The organism is Streptomyces bottropensis ATCC 25435 (assembly GCF_000383595.1).
Taxonomy (GTDB): domain Bacteria; phylum Actinomycetota; class Actinomycetes; order Streptomycetales; family Streptomycetaceae; genus Streptomyces; species Streptomyces bottropensis.
This window is the reverse complement of sequence record NZ_KB911581.1, coordinates 6,356,515-6,378,129: the sequence shown is the minus strand read 5'-3', so window position 1 is coordinate 6,378,129 and position 21,615 is coordinate 6,356,515. Positions and strand designations below refer to the sequence as shown.

The window sequence follows — 21,615 nt, the reverse complement described above, 5'->3', positions numbered from 1 at the left end:
CAATTTCGCGGTACTGCGGAATCCGTGGATCCAAGCCTGGCGCGAGACCCTGGTCCCGGCAAGTACACCGTGAACTGCGGGGAGACTAGCGGTTTTGTCGAACTCACATCCAGGTCTCGCCACAACTGTGGCGAGATTCAGCCGTCAACCGGCGCCGAATGCCACGATAGTTGACACCGATCCGACCGGGGCACCAGGATCAAGGCGCCGCGTGAAGGCCGCATAGGCAAGAGGGGTGACCTCCCGATGGCGTTTCAGGCAGGAGGGGAGCGGTGGGTACCGCGGCCCGTCCCCGACACTCTCGAAGCCCAGGAAGCACAGGCGTACCTCCAGGACTACGCCGTGCTGCTGGATTCCGTCCTGTTCCCGTCCGTCGTCCTCGACCACCGCTGGGACGTCGTTCTGGCCAACGCCGCGTTCCGTGCCCTGTTCAACGGCGTGGGGCCGCACCCGACGGCCATGCCGGGTGACAACTTCCTCCGCTTCGTACTCTTCCACCCCGACGCCGCCACCGTCCTCGGCGACCACGAGTCCGGCTGGTGCCTGCCGATGCTCGCCCATTTCGCCGCCGCCGTGGAGCACCACCCCAAGGACCGGGGCCTGCAGGCCGTCCGCCGGGAGATCGCCCAGGACCCGATCATGGACGCCGCCTACCGCCAGGGACTCCCGCACTGGCTCCGCACGGTCGGCCCGGCGGCCGTGCGCCACGACGGCGCCGTACGCCACGTCGTCCACCCGGACCCGCGCTGGGGCGCCACCGTCTGCCGGATCGTCGGCGAGACCCCGGACACCCTGCGCGACATGGGCTACCACCGCATGACCCTCGTCCTGCGCGAGGTGGGTCGCCCGGCCGACCCGCTGCGCCGGACGCGCCGCCCCCGGCACGCCGCCACGAGCCATCTGAGTGTGGTGCCCTCTCCCGAGCGGTGAGCCGCACCCCCTCCGGCGCCGCCGGCGTTCAGGTCGCCGACGGCGCCGGAGGACAACCGCTCCACCCGCGCTCACCCCTTGTCCAGGACCGGCGGGACACCCCGCTTCGCCGCCTGGATCTGCTCGTACACCTGGGTCCGCAGCTCCGCGAAGCGGGGCGCCACCCGGGTGTGCAGCTGGTCCCGGTCGGCGGGCAGGTCGACCTTGAGCTGTTCCCGCACGACGGTGGGGGAGGCGGAGAGGACGAGGACCCGTTCGCCGAGATAGACGGCCTCGTCGATGTCGTGGGTGACGAAGAGGATCGTGATGCTCCGATCCCGCCACAGGCCCCGCACGAGGTCCTCCAGATCGGCCCGGGTCTGGGCGTCGACCGCCGCGAACGGCTCGTCCATCAGCAGCACCTCCGGCTCGTACGCCAGCGCGCGGGCGATGGCGACCCGCTGCTGCATACCGCCGGACAGCTGCCAGGGGTAGGCGTCCGCCGCGTCGGACAGACCGACGGAGGCGAGCGCGTCGTCGACCAGTTCCCGCCGCCGGGCCCTGCCCGACCTCTTCTGCCGCAGGGGCAGTTCGACGTTGTCGCGGACCCGCATCCAGGGGAACAGGCTGCGCCCGTACTCCTGGAACACGACAGCCATGCCCGGCGGCGGGCCGTCCACCGGCCGTCCCCCGAGGCGGACCTCACCGGCGGTCGGGTTCAGCAGCCCGGCCACGCATTTGAGCAGGGTCGTCTTGCCGCAGCCCGACGGGCCCACCAGGCAGACCAGTTCGCCGGCGTCCACGGTGAAGGTGAGGTCCCGCACCGCCTCCACCCGGCGCCCGGAACCCTCGTAGACCTTCCGCAGACCCGCCACTTCCAGCAAGGCGTCCATCGCCGGCTGCCCCTTCTCCCGTTTCACCAGGACCGCCGGGAGGACGCGCGCAGACCGTGGTACCAGCCCAGTACGCGCCGCTCCACCAGCCGGAGGACCACGGACAGCAGGAACCCCAGCAGACCGAGGACGAGAATGCCGGTCCACATGTCGGGGATCGCGAAACCGCGCTGAAACTGGACGATCGTGTACCCCAGTCCGTCGCTGGACGCGGTCATCTCGCTGATGACCATGAGGATGATGCCGATCGACAGCGCCTGCCGCAGCCCCGCGAAGATCTGCGGACTCGCCGAGCGCAGGACGACGTTCCGCAGCCGGGCCGCGCCCGTGATGCCGTACGACCGGGCCGTCTCCGACAGCACCGGGTCCACCGCACGTACGCCCTCGACGGTGTTGAGCAGGACCGGCCACACACAGCCGCTCGCGATGACGGCGATCTTCATCGTGTCGCCGATGCCCGCGAACAGCGTGATGACCGGGACGAGGACGGGCGGCGGCACGGCCCGCAGGAATTCCAGGACCGGCTCGCACACCGACCGCACCCGGCGGTAGGAGCCGATGACCGTGCCGAGCGCGACGCCGACGACGGCCGCCACCGCGTACCCGGCCGACAGGCGCAGCAGGCTCGGCAGCACGTCGGCGCGCGCCCGCTCGGCCGTCCAGACGTCCGGGAAGGCGGCGAGGATCGTGCGCAGGGGCGGCCGGAACACATCGGTGCTGCCGTACGAGGCGAACCACCAGACGGTGACCAGGACGAGGGGGAGGGCGACGACGTACACCAGCCGCAGCAGCGGCCGTCTCACCCCGCCACCTCCCCGCGCACCGACGGGTGCCAGGCCAGTGCCCGGCGCTCCACCGTACGGGCGCCCACATTGACCAGCAGCCCCAGCAGCCCGGTGACCACGACCAGGGCGTACATCTCCGGCACCGCCTGCGAGGTCTGCGCGACCGAGATGCGCTGGCCCAACCCCGGTGCCCCGATGACCAGTTCGGCCGTCACCGCCAGGACGAGGGCCACGGCGGCGGCCAGCCGCAGGCCCGTCATGACGTACGGCAGGGCGGTGGGCCACAGCACGTGCCGGACCCGCGCCCAGGGGCCGAGGCCGTAGGAGCGGGCGGTCTCCTCGGCGACCGGGTCCACGTCCCGGACGCCGTACAGGGTCTGGATCAGGATCTGCCAGAAGGACGCGTACACCACCAGCAGGAGCACCGACCGCAGTTCGCTGCCGTACAGCAGGACGGCGAGGGGGATCAGGGCGACCGAGGGGATCGGGCGCAGGAACTCGATCGTGGAGGACGTCGCCTCCCGCAGATACGGCACGACGGCGATGACGATCCCCATGAGGATCCCGGCGGTCGCGGCGATCAGGAGCCCGAGCGCCCAGCCCGTCAGGGTGTCACCGAGCGCCGTCCAGAACGCCGCGTCGGCGAGTTCGCCGGCCAGCGCGCCGGCGACCCGGCTGACCGGTGGGAGGTACTCGTCCTCGACCAGGCCGAGCCGCGGCAGTGCCTCCCACAGGGCGAGGAACCCCGTCAGCCCGGCCGCGCCGAGGAGCGTGTCGGCACCCCTCACGGCAGCAGCTCGTCCAGGTCCGGGGTCTTCTCGAACAGGCCGTCCTTCTGGCCCAGTTCGCCGAGCCGCTCGATGGAGGCGCGGTCCGGCTCGGCGGGCCAGCGGGGCAGGACGACCGTCTCCAGCAGGTTCCGCGGGATCTTCGTGTACGTGGTGATGATCTGGCGGACCTCGTCGGGGTGCTCGTCGGCGTAGGCGAGCGACTCCGCCGTGGCCTCCTGGAACTTCTTCACCGTCTCCGGGTTCTCGGCGGCGTACTTCTGCGAGGTGAAGTACATGGCCACGGTGAGGTACGGCGACACGTCGACGAAGTTCGAGGCCAGCACGGTGCCGCCCTGGGACTTGATGGCGGCCAGCGCCGGTTCCACGACGCAGGCCGCGTCGACCTGGCCCTTGGCGAGCGCGGCCGGCATCTGGTCGAACGGCATCTCCACGTACTCCACCTCGGACGGATCGCCGCCGTCCTTGCGGACCGACTCGTTGACCGAGGTGTCGCAGATGTTGCCCAGGGTGTTGGCCGCGACCTTCTTGCCCTCCAGGTCGCTGGCGGTCTTGAGCGGGCTGCCCTTCCTGACCATGATCTCCGCGAAGTCGGCGCCGGCCTTGCCGGTCGAGGCGACCCCGTTCACCACGGCCTTCACCGGCACGTTCTTCGACTGGGCGACCAGCAGGGAGGTCATGTTGCTGAAGCCGAAGTCGAACTGGCCGGAGACGACCCCGGGCACGATCGCCGCTCCGCCCTGCGCGAGCGTGGGCTCCAGTTCGAGACCGCGCTTGCTGTAGAAGCCCTTCTTCTCGCCCAGGTACAGGGGCGCGACGTCGATGATGGGGATGACGCCGAGTTTGAGCGTGGTCGTGCCTCCGGACCCCGCGTCCCCGCCGCCAGGCCCGGAGGAACCGCAGGCCGTCGCGGAGACGAACAAGGCACCGGCCGCGAGACCGATGAGCAGACGACGCATGACTCCCCCTGGTGGGAACGCTCCTCGACAGGCTGTGCGCACACCGCACACAAGTGCTCAGCGGGAAGGTAGAACGCCGTCGGTTGCGGGTCAATGCCCTTGCGCTGCAAGCCCGTTGACAGTTGCAGAAGTGTGCTCCTAGCGTGCGCACCACGCACCGCCGTGCGTACGGTACGCGGGTGCGGAGCCTCGTTCGTGTGGCGTCCGTGCGGCGTTCGTGCGGTTTCCGTGCGTTCCTGGAGGCGACGATGCCCGATCGAGACCGGTTCGGCGCAGCCCGCCGGCCGCACTTCGTCCGGTCCTTCGAGCGGGGCCTCGCGGTCGTCCGCGCCTTCGACGCCGAGCACCCCGCACTGACGCTGAGCGAGGTCGCCCGCGCCTGCGAGCTGACCCGGGCCGCCGCCCGCCGCTTCCTGCTCACGCTCGTCGACCTCGGCTACGTCCACACCGACGGCCGGCTGTTCCGGCTCACCCCGCGCGTGCTCGAACTCGGCTACGCGTACCTGTCGAGCGTCACCCTCCCCGACCTCGCCGTACCTCATCTGGAACGACTGGTCGCACAGGTCGGGGAGTCCTCCTCGCTGTGCGTCCTCGACGGCGACGACATCGTGTACGTGGCGAGGGTCGGCGCGCGCCGCATCATGACGGCGACGATCACCGTGGGCACCCGCCTCCCGGCCCACGTCACCTCCGTCGGCCGGGTGCTCCTCGCGCATCTGCCGGACGAGGAGACCGACGCCCGCCTCGCCCGCGCCGACCTCCGACCCCTCACCCGGCGCACCCTCACCTCCGCCGACCGGCTCAGGACCGAACTGCGCCGGGTGCGCCGCCAGGGGTACGCCGTGGTCGACCAGGAACTGGAGGAGGGGCTGCGGTCGGTCGCCGCCCCGGTGCGCGACCGGCACGGCGAGGTGGTGGCCGGCGTGAACATCCCCGTCCACGCCGGCCGCACCTCCGTGGAGTCGGTGCGCCGGGACCTGCTGCCCCACCTGCTGGCCACGGCCGCCCGGATCGAGGCCGACCTGTGCGTGACGGGGACCGCCACGGGCCGGGCGCGCGCCGGGGCCGTACCGCTACAGGTCGAGCACCAGCCGTGACCCCTGGCACCGGGACACGCAGATGAGCATGGTCTCCCCGGCCTCGCGCTCGTCGTCGCTCAGCACCGAGTCGCGGTGGTCGGGGGTGCCCTCCAGAACGTCCGTCTCACAGGTCCCGCAGGTGCCCTCCGTGCAGGAGAACAGGACCTCGACCCCGGCGGCCCGCACGGAGTCGAGCACGGAGACCCCCACGGGCACCGTGACGGTCTTCCCGGTCCGCTCCAGCACGACCTCGAACTCGCTGTCGGGACCCGCCTCCCGCTCCTTCGGCCGGAACCGCTCGATCCGCAACGCCTTCCCCGGGCACCGCGCCTCGACCGCGTCGAGCAGGGCGCCCGGCCCGCAGCAGTAGACGAGCGCGTCCTCGGGCAGGCCGTCCAGCACGGACCCGAGGTCGAGCAGCCCGGTCTCGTCCTGCGGGGCGACGGTGACCCGGTCCCCGTACACGGCCAACTCGGCCTGGAAAGCCATGGATTCACGACTGCGCCCGCCGTACAGCAGGGACCATTCCGCGCCCGCCGCCTCGGCCGCCGCCAGCATCGGCAGGATGGGGGTGATGCCGATGCCGCCGGCCACGAACCGGTACCGGGGCACCGGCTCCAGGGCGAAGTTGTTGCGCGGCCCGCGCACCCGGACCTTGTCGCCCCGTGCCAACTCCGTGTGCACGTAAGCCGATCCACCGCGTCCGTCGGGCTCGCGCAGGACGCCGATCCGCCAGACCCCGCGGTCCGCCGGGTCACCGCACAGCGAGTACTGCCGCTCCAGCTCCGGCCCCAGCAGCACGTCGATGTGCGCGCCCGGCTCCCAGGCCGGGAGTTCTTCGCCGAGCGGATGCCGCAGGGTCAGGGTCAGCACACCGTCAGCCGCGAACTCCCGGGTCTCGACGACCAGTTCGGCCTCGTATGCGGGCGACGCGGGCGACGGCGAGGGGGACGGGGTCATGACGTGGTCCCTTGCGGCTCGTGTCCTTGGGGGTGGGCGAGCATCCACTCCCACATCTCGATGGGGTCCTGCGCGGTGTGCTCGCGCCCGCAGTGACAGGTGCCGTGCAGGATGTCCGTGCCCGGCAGCCAGTCGACGCGGTAGACCTCTCCGGTCCGGTGGGTGGGCGACGTGCTCACTGGACCTTCTCCACCGGCTTCTCGCCCTGCTCGACCAGCCGGGCCAGGATGCGGCGGGCGGCCAGCCCACCGGTGTCGATGTTGATGCTCAGCTCCTGGTAGCCGGTGCGCTCGGTGCCCAGCGTCTCCTGGAGCAGGTTCAGCGCGACGACGTCCTGCATGACGACCGTGTGGTTGTTGCCCCTGAGGAACCCGGTGACCTCCTCGCTCTCGGTCGCCCAGTCCCGCGAGACCATCCAGAAGTCGTACACCTTGCCGTCCGAGGACGGGGTGATCGCGTAGGTGATCTCGGTGTGGAAGCCGTTCGGGTCGCTGCCGTCCGCCTCGGGGAGCACGCCGACGGGGGCGATGCGGCTGTGCAGCAGGTACAGGCAGGGCGCGAAGTACTCGATGTCCTGCCAGCGGGTGATCCGGCCCTCGATGCCGGTCGACCTCGCGTAGAACGGCGGGCACTCCGCGTCGTCCATGTGCCGGCTCACCCGCACCACACCGGCGCCCTCGTCGACCTCGGTGGTGATCGGCGTCTCGGCGACCTCGGGGGTGCCGATGTAGCCGCCGTGCAGATAGGTCTCATGGGACAGGTCGAGCAGGTTGTCGACGAGGAGCCCGTAGTCGGCGTCGATCGGCTCCATGCCGCGCACGGTGGTCCAGCCGGGGGCCGCCAGGTGCCGGGCGCGCGGGATGGTCTGCGGGTCGGCGAGCGCCGGGTCGCCGATCCAGACCCAGATCAGCGAGTCCTGTTCGACCACGGGGTACGAGGCCACGCGCGCCGTCCGCGGGATCCGCTTCTGCCCCGGCACGTACACGCAGGCGCCCGTCGTGTCGTACGTGAACCCGTGGTAGCCGCACACGATCCGGTCCCCGTCCAGCCCGCTCTCCGAGAGCGGGTAGCGGCGGTGCACACACCGGTCGTGCAGCGCCACCGGCGTCCCCTCCTCCTCGGTCCGGTAGAACACGAGCGGCTCACCCAGGACGGTCCGTCCGAGCAGCTCCCGCCCGACCTCCTCGGCGTAGGCGGCGACGTACCACTGATTCCTGGCGAAGGCGGTCATGTGAGGCATGGCGATCCCGTCCCTGAGAACCCTGACCGCGGAGCCACGTCACTCCGCGTGCCACCACATTCCTGAGCGCGCCCGGGACCGGGCAATACCCCTTCCGTCAGACGGAAGCCCGCCGCACCCGGCTTTGCCCGAAGGAGGGCCGCCCGCCCGCCGCTGTTCGCACGGCGGCCCTCCCCGCGTCACACCCGCGCCACGGGCCCTTCCCCGGTGTTGGTTCCTCTTGGACCATTCCTTGCGCGCAGGTCACATCCGACGCACCACGTCAGGACAAGAGGTCATCCACCCATGCCTGAAGTCAACCGGCGGCGATTCCTCCAGGTAGCGGGCGCCACAACGGCGTTCAGCGCACTGTCGGCCAGCATCCAGCGGGCCGCGGCACTGCCCGCGCACCACCGCTCCGGCACGATCGAGGACGTCGAGCACATCGTCGTCCTCATGCAGGAGAACCGGTCCTTCGACCACTACTTCGGCGCCCTCAGAGGCGTACGGGGCTTCGGCGACCCCCATCCGGTGACGCTGGACAACGGCAGGTCGGTCTGGCACCAGTCGGACGGCACGAAGGACGTCCTGCCCTTCCACCCCGAGGCCGACGACCTCGGCATGCAGTTCCTGGAGGGCCTGCCGCACAGCTGGCCGGACGGGCACGCCGCCTACAACGGCGGCAAGTACGACAGGTGGGTGCCGGCCAAGGGCACCACGACGATGGCGTACCTGACCCGTGAGGACATCCCGTTCCACTACGCCCTCGCCGACACCTTCACCGTCTGCGACGCCTACCACTGCTCGTTCATCGGCTCGACCGACCCCAACCGCTACTACATGTGGACGGGGTACACGGGCAACGACGGCAAGGGCGGCGGCCCCGTCCTCGGCAACGACGAGGTCGGCTACGACTGGACCACCTACCCCGAGCGGCTCGAAGCGGCCGGTGTCTCGTGGAAGGTCTACCAGGACATCGGTGACGGCCTGGACGCGGCCGGCTCCTGGGGCTGGATAGCGGACGCCTACCGGGGCAACTACGGCGACAACTCGCTGCTCTACTTCAACAAGTACCGCAACGCCAAGCCCGGTGACCCCTGGTACGACAAGGCCCGCACCGGGACGAACGCCAAGGCCGGCGACGGCTACTTCGACCGGCTGAGGGCCGACGTGAAGGCGGGCAGGCTGCCGCAGATCTCCTGGATCGCCGCGCCCGAGGCGTTCTCCGAGCACTCCAACTGGCCCTCGAACTACGGCGCCTGGTACATCTCCCAGGTCCTCGACGCGCTGACCTCCAACCCGGCGGTCTGGGCGAAGACGGCCCTGTTCATCACCTACGACGAGAACGACGGGTTCTTCGACCACCTCGTGCCGCCGCTCCCGCCGCGCGACGCCTCCCGCGGCAGGTCGACGGTCGACGTCGGCCCGGACCTCTTCGCGGGCGGCGCGAACCATGTCGCCGGTCCGTACGGGCTCGGACCGCGCGTGCCGATGCTGGTCGTCTCCCCCTGGAGCAAGGGCGGTTGGGTCTGCTCGGAGACCCTCGACCACACCTCGATCCTGCGGTTCATGGAGCGCCGGTTCGGGGTGCGGGAGCCGAACATCTCGCCGTGGCGGCGGGCTATCTGCGGTGACCTCACCGCCGCGTTCGACTTCTCCCGCAAGGACAGCCGGCCCGCCGCGCTGCCGGACACCGACGAGTACGAGCCGCAGGACCGCGAGCGGCACCCCGACTACAAGCCGGCCGTGCCGGGCGACCCCAGCATGCCGAGGCAGGAGCGCGGGGTGCGCCCGGCCCGGCCGCTGAAGTACGCGCCCAGGGTGGACGGCGCGGTCGACCCCAAGGCCGGGACCCTCACGCTCACCTTCGCCTCCGGCGGCAGGGCGGGAGCGGCCTTCCTCGTCACCTCCGGGAACCGTACGGACGGACCGTGGACGTACACCACCGAGGCGGGCAAGACCGTGTCGGACACATGGAACTCCGCGTACTCCGGCGGCTCGTACGACCTGACCGTGCACGGCCCCAACGGCTTCCTGCGGGCCTTCGCGGGACCGGGGGAGGCGGGGAAGGCCGGGCCGGAGGTGACCGCCCGGCACACCGGCGACGACGTGGAGCTGACCTTCACCAACAAGGGCGCCGGCACCGTGACCCTGAAGGTCGCGAGCGCCTACGGCGGCCGGTCCCGCTCGGTCAGGGTGCGGGCCGGGGCGCGAGTCCGCGAGGTCTTCGACCTGGCGTCGAGCCGCCGCTGGTACGACCTGACCGTCACCGCCGACGGGGGCTTCCTGCGGAGGTTCGCCGGGCACGTGGAGAACGGCCGGGCCGGGGTGAGTGATCCGGCGCTGGGGCGGCGGTAGGCGGGGCGCCGCCCGGTAGCTCCCGGGCGGCGCCGGTGGTCGCCGGTGGGTGCCGGTGTCTCGGTGTGCGCTGGTGTGTCGGTGGTCGCCGGGGCGCCTCCTCCCCGTCCGCTTCAGAGGGGAGTGAGGTGCCCGGGCACCGTGCGGGGGAGCAGGGACGGTTCCGCCGGGGCGCGGTGGGGTTCCAGGGCCAGTACGGCCGCGACCGGGTGGTCCTCGTCCACGGGCGCGGGGTCCGTCGGCCGGACCTCGGCCTGCCCGGTCACCCGGGTCAGCAGCACCACGCCCCGCGCCGCGAGTGCCGCTCCCGCGACGGCGAGCGACACCCCGGCGACGCCGCCCCGCAGGCCCTCGCCGAGGAGGGTGAGGCCGATCATGGCGGCGGCCAGGGGGTTCGCCAGGGTCACGACCGCGAGGGGCCCGCCCAGACCCCCTCGGTACGCCGTCTGGGACAGCAGCAGGCCGCCGACCGCGAACGTGGCGACCAGGAGGGCCACCACGACGACCTCGGCGTCGAGGAGGGAGCCGGAGCGGTCGGTGGCGGCGACCGTGACGGTCTGGGTGAGCGCCGAGGCGACGCCCGAAGCCATGCCGGACGCGCCGGCGTGGCGCAGTCCGGGCCTGGTGCCCGGACGGGAGAGGAAGCCGATGAGGGCGGCGGTCGCGCCGGCCACGGCGACGGCCTCCGGGACGCTCAGCACGTCGTCGGGGGCGGGCCCGGACGCGGCGATCAGGATCGCGGCGAGTCCCGCCAGCGTGAGGGCCGTGCCGCGCCACTCCGTCGCGGTGACCCGGCGTCCGGCCAGCCGGGCCCCGAGCGGCACCGCCGCCACGAGGGTGAGCGCGCCCAGGGGCTGGACCACGGTGAGGGGGCCGTACTTGAGGGCCACGACGTGCAGCAGCGCGGCGCCCGCGTTGAGCGCCACCGAGGCCCACCAGGCACCGCTGGCGAGCATCCGCCCGACGCCCGTGGCGGCGCCCCGGGAGGCGAGCCTCTCCTGCGCCACGGCGGCGGCCGCGTAGGCGACGGCCGAGACGAGGGACAGGGCGACGGCGACCAGGGTGGCGTTCATCGGCCCGCTCCCACCAGGACGGGCTCCTCGACCGGAGCGAGGGACTTTGAGTGCTGCCCGGCGGTGGTGACCGTCCGGTGCGGCAGGGGGATCACGGCGAGGGCGGCGGCCAGCAAGGTGCCCGCCACGATCGCGTCCAGCCAGTAGTGGTTGGCGGTGCCGACTATGACGACCAGGGTCACCAGCGGGTGCAGCAGCCACAGAACGCGCCACCGGGAGCGGGTCGCGGCGATCAGGCCGATCGCCACCATCAGCGCCCAGCCGAAGTGCAGCGAGGGCATCGCCGCGAACTGGTTCGCCAGGGAATCGGTCGTAGGCGCCGCCGAGTAGACCGTCGGCCCGTACACCTGTCCGGTGTCCACGAGACCGGCGACGTCCAGCAGTCGCGGCGGGGCCAGCGGAAACGTGAGGTGGAGCAGCAGGGCGGCGGCGGTGAGGGCGGTGAGGATCCGGCGCGCCCAGACGTAGTGCGCGGGCCGCCGCAGGTACAGCCAGACCAGGAAGGCCACGGTGGCCGGGAAGTGGACGGTCGCGTAGTAGACGTTCGCCAGGTGGACCAGCGTGTCGCCGTGCAGCAGCGCGGACTGGACGGAGCCCTCGTCCGGTAGACGCAGGAGCCGTTCCCAGTCCCACATGAGGTGGGCGTTGCGGTAGGCCTCGGCGGTGTGGCCGTCGGCCAGCGTCCGGCCGAACTTGTAGACGAGGAAGAGCCCTGCGACGAGCAGGAACTCACGGACGAGCGGCGGACGCGCTGTCGCGGCGGCCCGCTCCTCCACAGGCTCGGTGTGGCATTCCATCCCCGGCCCTTTCCCTGACGGCGCCGGTGGCGCTGGCTTCTCCTGGCGGTACGGACGATCGATACGCGGTGGTACCGATACGCGTAAGTACCGATACGAGAGTGTACCGATACGCCACTGTACCGAAACGGATGGGTATCGATACGGCACTGTACCGATACGTCGGCGTTCCGGTACAGTGGCGTATCGACAGGCCTTTCGGCTGGGGACGACCGAAGGAGACACGAGTCATGACGTCGCAGGCAGCGGAGGGGCCGGAGACGGCCGTAGCCTCGCGCCGCTCCAAACTCACACCCGAGCGTGAGCAGGAGTTCTTCGACGCTGTGCTCGAACAGGTCCGCGAGTGCGGCTACGACTCGGTGACCATGGAGGGCGTCGCCGCGACCACGCGGTGCAGCAAGTCGACGCTCTACCGCCAGTGGAGAACGAAGCCGCAGTTCGTGGCGGCCGCGCTGCGCGCGCGCCGCAGTGTCCGCTTCGCCGGGATCGACACCGGCACCCTCGCGGGCGACCTGCGCGAGGTCGCCCGGCACGCGGGAGCGGGCTATGTGCTGGAGGGGCGGCTGTTCCAGGCGCTCGGCCACGCCGCCGTGCAGGACGACGAGTTGCGGACCGCCCTGCGGGACGCGCTGGTGGAGCCGGAGATCGACGCGCTCCGCACGATGATCGCCCGGGGGGTGGCCCGGGGCGAGGTCGCCGCGGACCATCCGGCGCTGGAGTTCGTCCCGGCGCAGATCTTCGGCGTCCTGCGGGCACGCCCGGTCCTGGACGGCCAGGAGGCGGACGAGACGTACATCATCAAGTTCATGGAGGCCGCCGTGCTGCCCACGCTCGGCCTCGCCTGAGACTCAGGCCGCCGTCCTGGCACCGATCCGGACGACGACCTGATCGCGCCGCACCGTGGGGACGGGGGCGGCGCGCACCCCGGCCGGGTGGGGTTCCTCTGGAGCGGAGAGGAACCCCGCCCGGCCGCCTTCTCCGCCCGGCGGACGGAGCGTGGCACGGGGTGGGTGCGGGGGTGGGCGTGGGGGTGCGAAGAATCACACGCCCTGACCGCTGCCGCCCCCGCTGATCGACGCCTTCTTGATGCCCTTGGTGATCTCGTCGATGACCGACTGCTTGGGTGCCTTGTCGCTCACGTCCACGCCGAAGCGGACCACGACGAGCCGGGCGGAGTCGGCCGGGGAGGGGAAGGCCAGCGACTCGACATAGCCGTCGTCGCCCTTGCCCGTGACCACCTTCCAGCGGACGTAGTACCCCTTCTCGCCGGCCACGGTCACCGCCTTGGACGCCAGCTCCTGGTGGGAGGTGATCTTCCCGTAGCCCTCGGTGCCGTAGGCGTCCTCGGCGGCCTGGGAGATGTCCTCCTTGGCCGCCGCCTCGGCCGTGGTGGCCTTCAGTTTCAGCAGTTCGGCGGGCGAGGAGTAGGCGCCGCCGCGGGTGCAGGTCTTGGTGGCGTCGGCCGGGCACTTGTACGACGCCTCCGTCGTCACCTGCGCACCGGACTGCAGGGGCCCGCCGAGCCAGCCCTCGGGCACGGGGAGGCTGATGCCGCTGGTCGTGTCGGTGGCGTACCCGTCCTCGACCTGCGGGGGCTGCCCGGAGCCGTCCGGCCCGGGGGTCCGGCCGTCCGACCCGCCGGACCCACCGGGTCCGCCCCGGCCGCCGTCGTCACCGCCGCCGTCGTCGCCCCGGCCGTTCTGCCCGCCGGAGCCCTGGGACGTCGTACTGCCCTCGCTGCCACCGTCGTCGCCGGCCAGCGCGTACACCCCCACTCCGATGCTGACCAGCACCGCGGCCGCCACGGCGACGGCTATCCCGATACGGAGGCCCCGCCGGGGGGCGGGCGCCGGGTACCCGGGATACCCCGGGTACCCCCCGGCCGCCGACGGGTAGGAGCCGGCCGCCGCCGGGTACGGTCCCGCACCCGGCGGGTACGGCCCGCCACCTGGCGAATAGGCCGGAGGCCCGAACCCCGCGGCCGAGCCCACGGGCCGGATCTGGTCCGTCCACGCCTTGCCGTCCCACCAGCGCTCGGTGGCGGGCGCGTCACTTGTCTGGCCGGGGTCGGGGTACCAGCCGGGAGGAGTTGCCTGCGTCATGGTGCAACCGTATGAGGCCGGAGTGAAAACCGGATGAGAGGGGACGCCTATCGGCGCGCCCGCGGGCCGATTTCCTGCCCCGGTCGGCCAATTCCCGCACTGATCGCCTGTTTCCTTCACTAACCAGATGATTTGGACGCCAACTGCACGATCGGGCAGTGGCGTCCCCGATCGGAACGGCAGCCGCCCTCCCCACGACTCCAGCTCCGCGGAGGGCAGGAGGGAGACCGCAGCGCGGCGACCCCCGGCACAGCCCAGCAGCTCCGGCGCCACCGTGACGTCGTCGCCACGGTCTTCGGGGTGATCACCAGGATCAGCACCGGGCGGCGTCCCACCCGGTCGCCGAGCCTGCCGCCCCACCGAGCCCGCGAGCAGGGCCTGCGCGCCGGCCACGCCGGCACGGGGTGGGGGGTGGGGCGGACTGGGGCGGATGCGGCCGTTCCGTCTCCGACAGGAGTGCGGACCCACCTACTTCGAGGAACCGGGAAAATAAGCCTCTGAGCACGGGCAGTTGACTTTCGATCACCTTCAACGCCACAGGTGGGCGGCCGGATGCGTCGTCCGTCGGCCGCCCGATGTCACCCGACTCGGCAATACGTGCCCGGACCCGCCTCCACTTCGCCATGCAGAGGGCTACGCTCAATGACCTGTGCATCGTTCGGGCGACCTGGGGAGGTAGCGGGATGACGGAGGCGCGGTCCGACGCGGCAGCCTCGGCCTCCCTGTGGGAGCGCGACGCGGAGATCACCGCCATCAAGGAGGCGATCGACGAACTGCGCGTCGACCAGGCTTCTCCCGGTGGCGTCCTGGTCTTCAACGGCGAGGCCGGTGTCGGCAAGACCGCCCTCCTCACCGAGGCCCGCAGGATCGCCGAGGAGCGGGGCTGCACGGCCTGGTACGCACGCGGCGGCGAGACCATCACGTCCGTCCCCTTCAACGTCGTACGCCAGTTGCTTCAGCCCGGACTGCTCGGACTGATGGAAGAGGAGACCCGCGAGTACCTGGGCGACTGGTACGACATCGCGGGACCCGCACTGGGCCTGGCGGAACCGGCCGCGCGTCAGGCCGACCCGCAGGGGGTGTGCGACGGCCTGGTTGCCGCCGTGAACCGGCTCGTGCGCCGTGCGTGGCCGCTCGTCCTGCTGATCGACGACCTCCACTGGGCCGACCAGGAGACCCTGCAGTGGCTGTCCGCCCTGGCCGACCGCCTGACCGAGATGTGCGTACTGGTCGTGGTGGCCTACCGGCCCGGCGAGGCCTCCGGCGAGCGGGCCGAGCACCTCGCCCGGATCGCCGCCAAGGCCCGGCCGGTCACCACCCTCAGCGCACTGACCCCCGGAGCCACCGCCGGGCTCACCCGTGCCACGGTCGGCCTGCACGCCGACGATCCCTTCTGCCGCGAGGTGTGGGCGGTCACCGGCGGCAACGCGTACAACACCGTGGAGCTCCTCGCCAAGGTGAAGGACAGCGGACTGGAACCGGTCGAGGACTCGGCCGCCGAACTGCGCGCCCTGAACCGCTCCGCGCGGGGCCACGGGCTCGTCGCCCGACTCGAGGAACTCGGGGTCGAGGCCACCCGTTTCGCCTGGGCGGCGGCCATCCTCCACACCGGCATCACCGTGGACATCGTGGCGCGCCTCGCCAGCCTGCCCCGGTCCAAGGCGAAGCTGTGCGCCGAGCTGCTGACCTCCGCCCGCATACTCACCGAGCCCGATCCGGCCAACCGTCAGGTGGACGACGGAGACCTGGAGTTCGTGCATCCGCTGATCGCCACCGCTGTCTACGACTCGATCCCGCCCGGCATCCGGACCGCGTTCCACGGCGTCGCCGCGACAGCCGTCACCGAGTCCGGACGCGGTGCCGCGGCGGCCTCCCGCCACCTCATCGAAGTCCATCCGGACGGCGAGGCCGATCTGGTCGAGCAACTGCGGGCCGCCGCGACGGAACACCTGGCCGTGGGTGCTCCGGACGCCGCCCGCCGCTGTCTTGAGCGAGCCCTGAAGGAGCCGCCCCTGCCGGACGTCCGGGTCCAGGTGCTCTACGAACTGGGCTGCGCCACGCTGCTCACCTCGCCCGCCACCACCGTCGCCTACCTCCGCTCGGCACTCGCCGAACCGGGACTCGACAGCACCGAACGCGTCGACGCGGTCTTCCGCCTGTCCCAGGTACTGGTGCACAGCGACCAGTTGGACGAAGCCGTCCGTACGGTCGACGCGGAGATCGCCCGACTGGAGCCGGGACCGGCGCGGATGCGGCTCCAGGCCGCGCGGTACATGTGGGAGGGCGTCCACGCCGGCGAGGAGCTTCCTCCCACGCACTCCCAGGAGCTCGCCGCAATTGCCGCGACCTGTACGGGCCGCGACAACTCCGAGCGGGCGCTGCTCATCCTGCGCGGCTTCGACGCCATGACACGAGGCGAGAACGCCGAAGAGGTGGTCGAACTGTGCGACCGCGCGCTCGTCAACGGCCGCCTCGCGCCCGGACTCGGCTGGACCGACTCCGAGTGGGGCATCGAACTTTTGCTGATGCTGGCCACCGCGTACGCCTACGCCGACCGGCTCGACCGCGCGGAGAGCCTGTACACGGAGGCGCTGCGCACCTACGAGTCCGACGGATGGAGCGGCGGCCATCTGGCCCTGGCCCATGCCTATGTCGGGCTCGGACACCGTATGCGGGGCCGCCTCAAGGACGCGGAAGCCTCCCTGCGCAAGTCGCTGGTGCTCGCCGAGCGGGTCGGTCGCGGACTGCCCCTGTACTGGAGCACGACCTGCAACCTCGTCGACACGCTCCTCGTCCGCGGTCACGTCGAGGAGGCCTGGCAGGTCGCCGAGCAGTACAACTTCGCCCCGCCGTACCCGTCCACCATCGTCCTGCCCGAACCGCGCTCCGTACGGGGGCGGCTGCTCCTCGCCGTCGGCCGCACCAAGGACGGCATCAACGAACTGGAGGCAGCCGAGAAGGCGACGGCCGCCCGGGGCCACTTCAACCCCGTCTCGGCCACGTGGGGCGGAGCCCTCGCCCGGGCCCTCGCCACCGAGGACCCGCGCCGCGCCGCCGAACTCGCCGCGACCGTCCGCCGCCGTGCCGAACGCTTCGGCACGGACACGGCCATCGGTGAGGCACTCCGCGTCGAGGCGGCTCTCGCCACCGGCCGGACCGCGGTCTCCCTCTACACCCAGGCAGTCACCTACCTGGCTGCCTCGCCCGCCTGTTACGAACACGCCGCGGCCCGCGTCGAGTACGGCACTGCCATCCGCTCGGTGTCCGAACTCAACCGGGGGCTGACCCTGGCCGAGTCCTGCGGCGCGGACGGCCTGGCCCGGCAGGCACGGGAGGCGATCGAGCGGCTCGGCTAGTGCGCGGCCGCCACCGCCCTGGCTCCGGGCAGGCCGGTCAGCCCCGCTCCTCCTCCGCCAGCACCCGCTGAGCCGTGGCGAACGCCGAGTTCGCCGCAGGCACCCCGCAGTACACGGCCGTCTGGAGGAGGACGGCGCCGATCTCCTCCGGGGTGAGGCCGTTACGGCGGGCGGCTCGGATGTGCATGGCCAGTTCGTCGTAGTGGCCGTGGGCCACCAGGGCGGTCAGGGTGATCAGGCTGCGCTCGCGGTGGGACAGGGTGGGGTCGGTCCAGATCTCGCCCCAGGCGTAGCGGGAGATGAAGTCCTGGAAGCGGGCCGTGAAGGGAGTCTGCCGGGACTGGGCGCCGTCGACGTGCGTGTCGCCGAGGACCTGGCGGCGCACCTCCATACCGCGTTTCGCGTATCCGTCGAAGTGCCCGCGCAGCGCGGCCAGGACGGCTTCCGGGCGCTCGGCGGGAGCGAGATGGGACGCGCCGGGGATCTCCGCGAGCGAGGCTCCCGGCACCGCGTCGGCGATCTCCCGCAGATGCGCGGGCGGCGTCGCCGGGTCCTGCCGGCCGGCGACGAGGAGCGTGGGCGCGGAGATGTCCGGCAGGTCCTCGCGGATGTCGAACGAGGCGAGCGCGTCGCAGCAGGCGGCGTACGCCTCCGGGTCGGCGGCGCGGTGGTCGTCGACCAGCTCCGGCACGGTGAAGCCGGGCGTGAACCAGCGCGCGTCGGCGGTCTCCGCGAGCCCCGCCAGCCCCTCCCGGCGCACCAGCTCCGCCCGTTCCCGCCACGGCCGGGCCCCGTTGAAGTGGGCCGAGGAGCAGATCACGGCGAGGGACGAGACGCGCTGCGGGTGGTGCGCGGCCAGGTGCAGACCGACCGCGCCGCCCAGGGACACCCCCGCGTACGCGAACCGTTCGACGCCCAGCGTGTCCGCCAGGGCCAGCACCAGCGCGGCGAGGTCACCGACAGTCGCCCCCGGAGCGAGCAGGCCGGCGGGGGAGTCGCCGTGCCCCGGCAGGTCCCAGCGGATCACCCGGTGCGTGATCGACAGTTCGGGAGCCACCTTGTCCCACAGCCTGGTCGAGGTGCCGAGGGAGGGGCCGAGCAGCAGCGGGGGAGCGGAAGTCGGACCCTCCGCGCGGTGGTTGAGCATCGAGTCGGTCAACGTCGCTCCAGGGCACGGTCGGTGAGATCTCCGGCGGAGCCGGTGTAGTGCGTGGGGTCGGTGAGTTCGGTCAGGTCGAGGCCCCGCAACTCCGGTTCCTCGGCCAGGAGTTCGGCCAGTGGGCGGCCCTCGGTGTGGACCCGCCGGGCCACCCGCGTCAGCAGTTCCTTGGCACGGGCCCTGCCCAGCACCGGAGCCAGCTCGGCCGCCAGCCGCTCGGAGACGATCAGGCCGTGGGTGAGGTCCAGGTGGGCGCGCATCACGCCGGCGTTCACCCGCAGTCCCCGTACGAGGTCCACCGCGTCCCGCGCCGCGCCCCCGACCAGCCGCAGCAGGTCACGCAACGGCTCCCACTCGGCGTGCCACGCCCCGGCCGGCCGCTCGTCCTCGGCGACCGGCGCGCCGTACAGTGTCGCCGCCAGCTGGGGCGCCCGCCGGGCCGCCGCCGCGATCAGCGTGGACCGTACGGGGTTCGCCTTGTGCGGCATCGCCGACGAGCCGCCCCCGCTGCCCTCGGCGACCTCCGCGATCTCCGTACGGGCCAGGGTGAGCACATCCGCCGCGATCTTGCCGAGGGCACCCGCGGCGAAGGCCAGTGCCCCGGCGAGGTCCGCGATCGGGGTGCGCAGGGTGTGCCAGGGCAACTCCGGCTCACGCAGGCCGAGTTCGCGGGCATACGCGGCGACGAGTGCGCGCGTGTCGACCTGGGTGTCCGACGGGGCCGGGGAGCCCGCCGAGGCGGCCCCGCTGTCACCCTCGGCCGCGGCCTCACTGTCGGCCCCGGCATCGGCCCCGTTCTCGGCGCCGGTCGCCCGGAAGACGGTGAAGGCCGCCAAGGTGCCCGCCGCGCCCCCGAGTTGGGCGGGCAGGCTCGCCCGTACGACCGCGAGCCGGTCCCGGGCGTCCAGGACCAGGGAGCGCCAGCCCGCCGCCTTCAGCCCGAAGGTCGTGGGCACGGCGTGCTGGGTGAGGGTGCGGCCCGGCATCGCGGTGTCCCGGTGCGCGGCGGCGAGGGCGGCCAGCGCGGACTCCGTACGGCCGAGGTCGGCCAGGACCAGGTCGAGGGTGCGGGCGGCGACCAGCATCGCGGCGGTGTCCATGATGTCCTGGCTGGTCGCGCCCCGGTGGACGTACGGGCCGTACGCGTCGCCCACCGCCTCGGTGAGGTCCGCGACCAGCGGGATCACCGGGTTGCCGCCGCTGCGGGCCCGCTCCGCGAGGGCGGTCACGTCGAAGGCGGCGGTGTCCGCTGCCGAGGTCACCGCGGGGCCGGCCGCTGCGGGGACCAGCCCCAGCGCGGCCTGGGCGCGGGTCAGCGCGGCCTCGGCGTCGAGCAGTGCCCGCAGGTAGGCGGTGTCGCCGGTCGAGGACGCGGCCGGGGAACCGGTCCACCCGGGGGCGAGCAGACCGGTGTCGGCATCGGCAGAAGTCACTGGAACTCCAGGAAGACCGTTTCGCCTTCGCCCTGAAGGCGGATGTCGAAACGGTAGGTGCCGTTGCCCTGCTTCTCGGCGATCAGCGTGCCCCGGCGCGCCTCGTCCACCCGGGTAAGCAGCGGGTCGGCGCTCAGCGCCGCCTCGTCGCCCGGCAGGTAGATCCGGGTGAACAGGTGGACCAGCAGGCCGCGCGCGAAGACGCACACGCTGAGGTACGGCGCGTTGCGCCCGCGTGCGCCGGGTCGCAGCGTCCGGGCCGTCCAGTGGCCGTTGGCGTCGGTCTGGACGCGGCCCCAGCCGGTGAACTCCACGCCGTTGCGGCCGAGGAAGCCACCGCTGGCCTGGTCGCGCCGCATGGAGCCGTCGATCCGGGAGAGGTCGCCGTCCGGATCGGGGCCCCACAGCTCCAGAAAGGCGTCCGGCAGCGGGTTGCCCTCGCCGTCGAGGACGTAGCCCTGGAGCGCGATCGTGTCGGGGTGGCCGACGGGGGCGATGTCGCCGCCGCCGGGGAAGGGCAGGGCGTGGCCGTAGAACGGGCCGACCGTGTGGGACGGCGTCGGGAGCACCGTCTCCGGGCGGCTGGTGTCGATCTTCGTCATGGCGGGTCAGCGTCCTTCTTCGATCCAGGTGGCCTGCGGGCCGTCGAGCACGATGTCCCAGGCGTAGCCCATCGAGAACTCCGGCACGGACAGGCTGTGGTCGTAGGTCGCGACCAGCCGTTGCCGGGCCGCGTCGTCCGTCACCGACTGGATGATCGGGTCGTAGGGGAACAGTGGGTCGCTCGGGAAGTACATCTGCGTCACGAGCCGCTGGGTGAACGCCGAGCCGAAGATCGAGAAGTGGATGTGGGCCGGCCGCCAGGCGTTGAGGTGCTGGCGCCACGGGTACGGGCCCGGCTGGATCGTCGTGAAGTGGTAGTGACCGTCGTCGTCCGTCAGCGTGCGGCCGACACCCGTGAAGTTCGGGTCCAGCGGGGCGTCGTGCTGTTCGCGCTGGTGGGCGTAGCGGCCGGCCGAGTTGGACTGCCAGATCTCGACCAGCTGGCCGCGCAGCGGGCGCCCGGCGCGGTCGAGGAGCCGGCCGGAGACGGTGATGCGCTCACCGATCGGCTCGCCGTCGTGCTGCCGGGTGAGGTCGTTGTCGATCTCGGTGATGTCCCGCTCCCCGAAGGCGGGGGAGGACAGCTCCACCAGCTCCGGGTCCTGGGTGACGTCGATCCCGACGGGCGGCTGCTTCGGGTGCCGCAGCACCGAGGACCGGTAGGGGGCGTAGTCCCGGCGCGGCTGATGCTCCACGGGCGCGCCGTCGGCGACGCGCTTGGCGTAGGCGGCGTGTTCCGCGGCGATCTCTTGGTCGATGTCGTGCTGGGTGAGGGTCATGGGCTGTCCCTGGGGTTCCTGACGTTCATGTCGAAGGGTGAAGGTCGATGTCGCGCCCGTCAGGGGCGCGTGGAGCCGCGCGACCGGTCCCGCCTGCGGTCCGCGGTCTTCTCACGTCGCCGCAGCGGAGCGTCGACGCTCCGGAACGAGGGAGACCGTCCCGGCCGGCCCCGCACCGGAGGCGTCCGGCGGATGGCCGGGGGCGACGGCGCGTGTCACGCCGTCCGGCACATCGGCCACCGCCTCCGGGGCGGTGGCGACCACCATGTCCATCCGCGGGGCCCCTCTCGTCCGCGCCCCCGGTGAACCAGTTCATCAGGGCACTGAGCATTTAGGTGAAGTTTCGTTCACGCTGCCACTCGT

The 21,615-nt window shown here is 72.3% G+C and carries 20 protein-coding genes; 5 read left to right on the top strand and 15 right to left on the bottom strand.

Translation table 11 applies throughout. The features are described 5' to 3' along the window. The first annotated feature begins 246 nt into the window (after positions 1 to 246). Positions 247 to 930 carry an MmyB family transcriptional regulator gene (locus STRBO_RS0128470; RefSeq protein ID WP_005484730.1) on the top strand — a complete coding sequence of 228 codons (684 nt, stop codon included), beginning with the start codon at positions 247 to 249 and terminating at the stop codon, positions 928 to 930. A 71-nt stretch (positions 931 to 1,001) separates the two neighbouring features. Here STRBO_RS0128470 and STRBO_RS0128465 read toward each other — a convergent pair whose 3' ends face one another. The 4 genes from STRBO_RS0128465 to STRBO_RS0128450 are packed head-to-tail and all read right to left on the bottom strand — an operon-like array spanning position 1,002 to position 4,334. Next, positions 1,002 to 1,802 carry an ABC transporter ATP-binding protein gene (locus tag STRBO_RS0128465; RefSeq protein ID WP_005484729.1) on the bottom strand — a complete coding sequence of 267 codons (801 nt, stop codon included), beginning with the start codon at positions 1,800 to 1,802 and terminating at the stop codon, positions 1,002 to 1,004. Between the two features lie 23 nt (positions 1,803 to 1,825). After that, a complete protein-coding gene (locus STRBO_RS0128460; protein ID WP_005484727.1) occupies positions 1,826 to 2,605 on the bottom strand; it encodes an ABC transporter permease in 780 nt (259 codons plus the stop codon). Beyond that, on the bottom strand, positions 2,602 to 3,375 hold the full coding sequence (locus STRBO_RS0128455) for an ABC transporter permease (RefSeq protein WP_005484726.1): 774 nt from the start codon (positions 3,373 to 3,375) through the stop codon (positions 2,602 to 2,604). Before STRBO_RS0128455 ends, STRBO_RS0128460 begins: the two co-directional genes overlap by 4 nt. After that, positions 3,372 to 4,334, bottom strand: a complete 963-nt coding sequence (locus STRBO_RS0128450; RefSeq protein WP_005484724.1) for an ABC transporter substrate-binding protein — start codon at positions 4,332 to 4,334, stop codon at positions 3,372 to 3,374. Before STRBO_RS0128450 ends, STRBO_RS0128455 begins: the two co-directional genes overlap by 4 nt. A gap of 248 nt (positions 4,335 to 4,582) precedes the next feature. On the opposite strand from STRBO_RS0128450, the gene STRBO_RS0128445 reads away from it, so the two are divergent. Then, positions 4,583 to 5,431, top strand: coding sequence for an IclR family transcriptional regulator domain-containing protein (locus STRBO_RS0128445; RefSeq protein ID WP_202500379.1), 849 nt, complete (start codon positions 4,583 to 4,585; stop codon positions 5,429 to 5,431). Here STRBO_RS0128445 and STRBO_RS0128440 read toward each other — a convergent pair. The 3 genes from STRBO_RS0128440 to STRBO_RS0128430 are packed head-to-tail and all read right to left on the bottom strand — an operon-like array spanning position 5,408 to position 7,613. After that, the gene (locus STRBO_RS0128440) at positions 5,408 to 6,373 is read right to left on the bottom strand and encodes a PDR/VanB family oxidoreductase (protein ID WP_005484722.1); all 966 of its coding nucleotides are present in this window, start codon (positions 6,371 to 6,373) and stop codon (positions 5,408 to 5,410) included. The genes STRBO_RS0128445 and STRBO_RS0128440 overlap by 24 nt on opposite strands. Beyond that, positions 6,370 to 6,552, bottom strand: a complete 183-nt coding sequence (locus STRBO_RS0128435) for a hypothetical protein (RefSeq protein ID WP_005484720.1) — start codon at positions 6,550 to 6,552, stop codon at positions 6,370 to 6,372. The genes STRBO_RS0128440 and STRBO_RS0128435 overlap by 4 nt, the downstream gene beginning before the upstream one ends. Beyond that, complete coding sequence (locus STRBO_RS0128430) at positions 6,549 to 7,613, bottom strand: aromatic ring-hydroxylating oxygenase subunit alpha (RefSeq protein ID WP_028796894.1); 1,065 nt, start codon at positions 7,611 to 7,613, stop codon at positions 6,549 to 6,551. Before STRBO_RS0128430 ends, STRBO_RS0128435 begins: the two co-directional genes overlap by 4 nt. Before the next feature lie 285 nt (positions 7,614 to 7,898). On the opposite strand from STRBO_RS0128430, the gene STRBO_RS0128425 reads away from it, so the two are divergent. Further along, positions 7,899 to 9,950, top strand: coding sequence for a phosphocholine-specific phospholipase C (locus STRBO_RS0128425; protein WP_005484717.1), 2,052 nt, complete (start codon positions 7,899 to 7,901; stop codon positions 9,948 to 9,950). 113 nt (positions 9,951 to 10,063) lie between these two features. Here STRBO_RS0128425 and STRBO_RS0128420 read toward each other — a convergent pair whose 3' ends face one another. Next, on the bottom strand, positions 10,064 to 11,023 hold the full coding sequence (locus tag STRBO_RS0128420) for a DMT family protein (RefSeq protein WP_005484716.1): 960 nt from the start codon (positions 11,021 to 11,023) through the stop codon (positions 10,064 to 10,066). After that, on the bottom strand, positions 11,020 to 11,820 hold the full coding sequence (locus STRBO_RS0128415; protein WP_020115200.1) for a phosphatase PAP2 family protein: 801 nt from the start codon (positions 11,818 to 11,820) through the stop codon (positions 11,020 to 11,022). The genes STRBO_RS0128420 and STRBO_RS0128415 overlap by 4 nt, the downstream gene beginning before the upstream one ends. A 230-nt stretch (positions 11,821 to 12,050) precedes the next feature. On the opposite strand from STRBO_RS0128415, the gene STRBO_RS0128410 reads away from it, so the two are divergent. Continuing rightward, the gene (locus STRBO_RS0128410) at positions 12,051 to 12,665 is read left to right on the top strand and encodes a TetR-like C-terminal domain-containing protein (protein ID WP_005484714.1); all 615 of its coding nucleotides are present in this window, start codon (positions 12,051 to 12,053) and stop codon (positions 12,663 to 12,665) included. 195 nt (positions 12,666 to 12,860) lie between these two features. Here the strand turns inward: STRBO_RS0128410 and STRBO_RS0128405 are convergent, their stop codons facing one another. After that, a complete protein-coding gene (locus tag STRBO_RS0128405) occupies positions 12,861 to 13,922 on the bottom strand; it encodes a DUF2510 domain-containing protein (RefSeq protein WP_078531603.1) in 1,062 nt (353 codons plus the stop codon). 683 nt (positions 13,923 to 14,605) lie between these two features. On the opposite strand from STRBO_RS0128405, the gene STRBO_RS0128400 reads away from it, so the two are divergent. Next, positions 14,606 to 17,278, top strand: coding sequence for an ATP-binding protein (locus STRBO_RS0128400; RefSeq protein WP_005484712.1), 2,673 nt, complete (start codon positions 14,606 to 14,608; stop codon positions 17,276 to 17,278). Between the two features lie 37 nt (positions 17,279 to 17,315). On the opposite strand, the gene pcaDC is transcribed toward STRBO_RS0128400, so the two are convergent. The 5 genes from pcaDC to STRBO_RS43550 form a co-directional block, all read right to left on the bottom strand. Continuing rightward, positions 17,316 to 18,437: a bifunctional 3-oxoadipate enol-lactonase/4-carboxymuconolactone decarboxylase PcaDC gene (gene pcaDC / locus STRBO_RS0128395; RefSeq protein WP_005484710.1), complete on the bottom strand. Its 1,122-nt coding sequence runs from the start codon at positions 18,435 to 18,437 to the stop codon at positions 17,316 to 17,318. Then, positions 18,434 to 19,870 carry a class-II fumarase/aspartase family protein gene (locus STRBO_RS0128390; protein ID WP_005484707.1) on the bottom strand — a complete coding sequence of 479 codons (1,437 nt, stop codon included), beginning with the start codon at positions 19,868 to 19,870 and terminating at the stop codon, positions 18,434 to 18,436. The genes pcaDC and STRBO_RS0128390 overlap by 4 nt, the downstream gene beginning before the upstream one ends. Further along, the gene (pcaG, locus tag STRBO_RS0128385; protein ID WP_005484703.1) at positions 19,867 to 20,472 is read right to left on the bottom strand and encodes a protocatechuate 3,4-dioxygenase subunit alpha; all 606 of its coding nucleotides are present in this window, start codon (positions 20,470 to 20,472) and stop codon (positions 19,867 to 19,869) included. The genes STRBO_RS0128390 and pcaG overlap by 4 nt, the downstream gene beginning before the upstream one ends. Before the next feature lie 6 nt (positions 20,473 to 20,478). After that, on the bottom strand, positions 20,479 to 21,252 hold the full coding sequence (gene pcaH / locus STRBO_RS0128380) for a protocatechuate 3,4-dioxygenase subunit beta (protein ID WP_005484701.1): 774 nt from the start codon (positions 21,250 to 21,252) through the stop codon (positions 20,479 to 20,481). Positions 21,253 to 21,363: 111 nt separating this feature from the next. Continuing rightward, complete coding sequence (locus STRBO_RS43550; RefSeq protein ID WP_020115199.1) at positions 21,364 to 21,525, bottom strand: hypothetical protein; 162 nt, start codon at positions 21,523 to 21,525, stop codon at positions 21,364 to 21,366. Positions 21,526 to 21,615: the final 90 nt, after the last annotated feature.

Bases quoted from the DNA above. Each gene is read 5' to 3' on its own strand.
- STRBO_RS0128430 (WP_028796894.1), bottom strand. From the start codon at position 7,613: ATGCCTCACATGACCGCCTTCGCCAGGAATCAGTGGTACGTCGCCGCC.
- STRBO_RS0128445 (WP_202500379.1), top strand. From the start codon at position 4,583: ATGCCCGATCGAGACCGGTTCGGCGCAGCCCGCCGGCCGCACTTCGTC.
- STRBO_RS0128450 (WP_005484724.1), bottom strand. From the start codon at position 4,334: ATGCGTCGTCTGCTCATCGGTCTCGCGGCCGGTGCCTTGTTCGTCTCC.
- pcaG (WP_005484703.1), bottom strand. From the start codon at position 20,472: ATGACGAAGATCGACACCAGCCGCCCGGAGACGGTGCTCCCGACGCCG.
- STRBO_RS0128410 (WP_005484714.1), top strand. From the start codon at position 12,051: ATGACGTCGCAGGCAGCGGAGGGGCCGGAGACGGCCGTAGCCTCGCGC.
- STRBO_RS0128465 (WP_005484729.1), bottom strand. From the start codon at position 1,802: ATGGACGCCTTGCTGGAAGTGGCGGGTCTGCGGAAGGTCTACGAGGGT.
- STRBO_RS0128405 (WP_078531603.1), bottom strand. From the start codon at position 13,922: ATGACGCAGGCAACTCCTCCCGGCTGGTACCCCGACCCCGGCCAGACA.
- STRBO_RS0128420 (WP_005484716.1), bottom strand. From the start codon at position 11,023: ATGAACGCCACCCTGGTCGCCGTCGCCCTGTCCCTCGTCTCGGCCGTC.
- STRBO_RS0128415 (WP_020115200.1), bottom strand. From the start codon at position 11,820: ATGGAATGCCACACCGAGCCTGTGGAGGAGCGGGCCGCCGCGACAGCG.
- STRBO_RS0128470 (WP_005484730.1), top strand. From the start codon at position 247: ATGGCGTTTCAGGCAGGAGGGGAGCGGTGGGTACCGCGGCCCGTCCCC.
- STRBO_RS0128440 (WP_005484722.1), bottom strand. From the start codon at position 6,373: ATGACCCCGTCCCCCTCGCCGTCGCCCGCGTCGCCCGCATACGAGGCC.
- STRBO_RS43550 (WP_020115199.1), bottom strand. From the start codon at position 21,525: ATGGACATGGTGGTCGCCACCGCCCCGGAGGCGGTGGCCGATGTGCCG.
- STRBO_RS0128425 (WP_005484717.1), top strand. From the start codon at position 7,899: ATGCCTGAAGTCAACCGGCGGCGATTCCTCCAGGTAGCGGGCGCCACA.
- STRBO_RS0128400 (WP_005484712.1), top strand. From the start codon at position 14,606: ATGACGGAGGCGCGGTCCGACGCGGCAGCCTCGGCCTCCCTGTGGGAG.
- pcaH (WP_005484701.1), bottom strand. From the start codon at position 21,252: ATGACCCTCACCCAGCACGACATCGACCAAGAGATCGCCGCGGAACAC.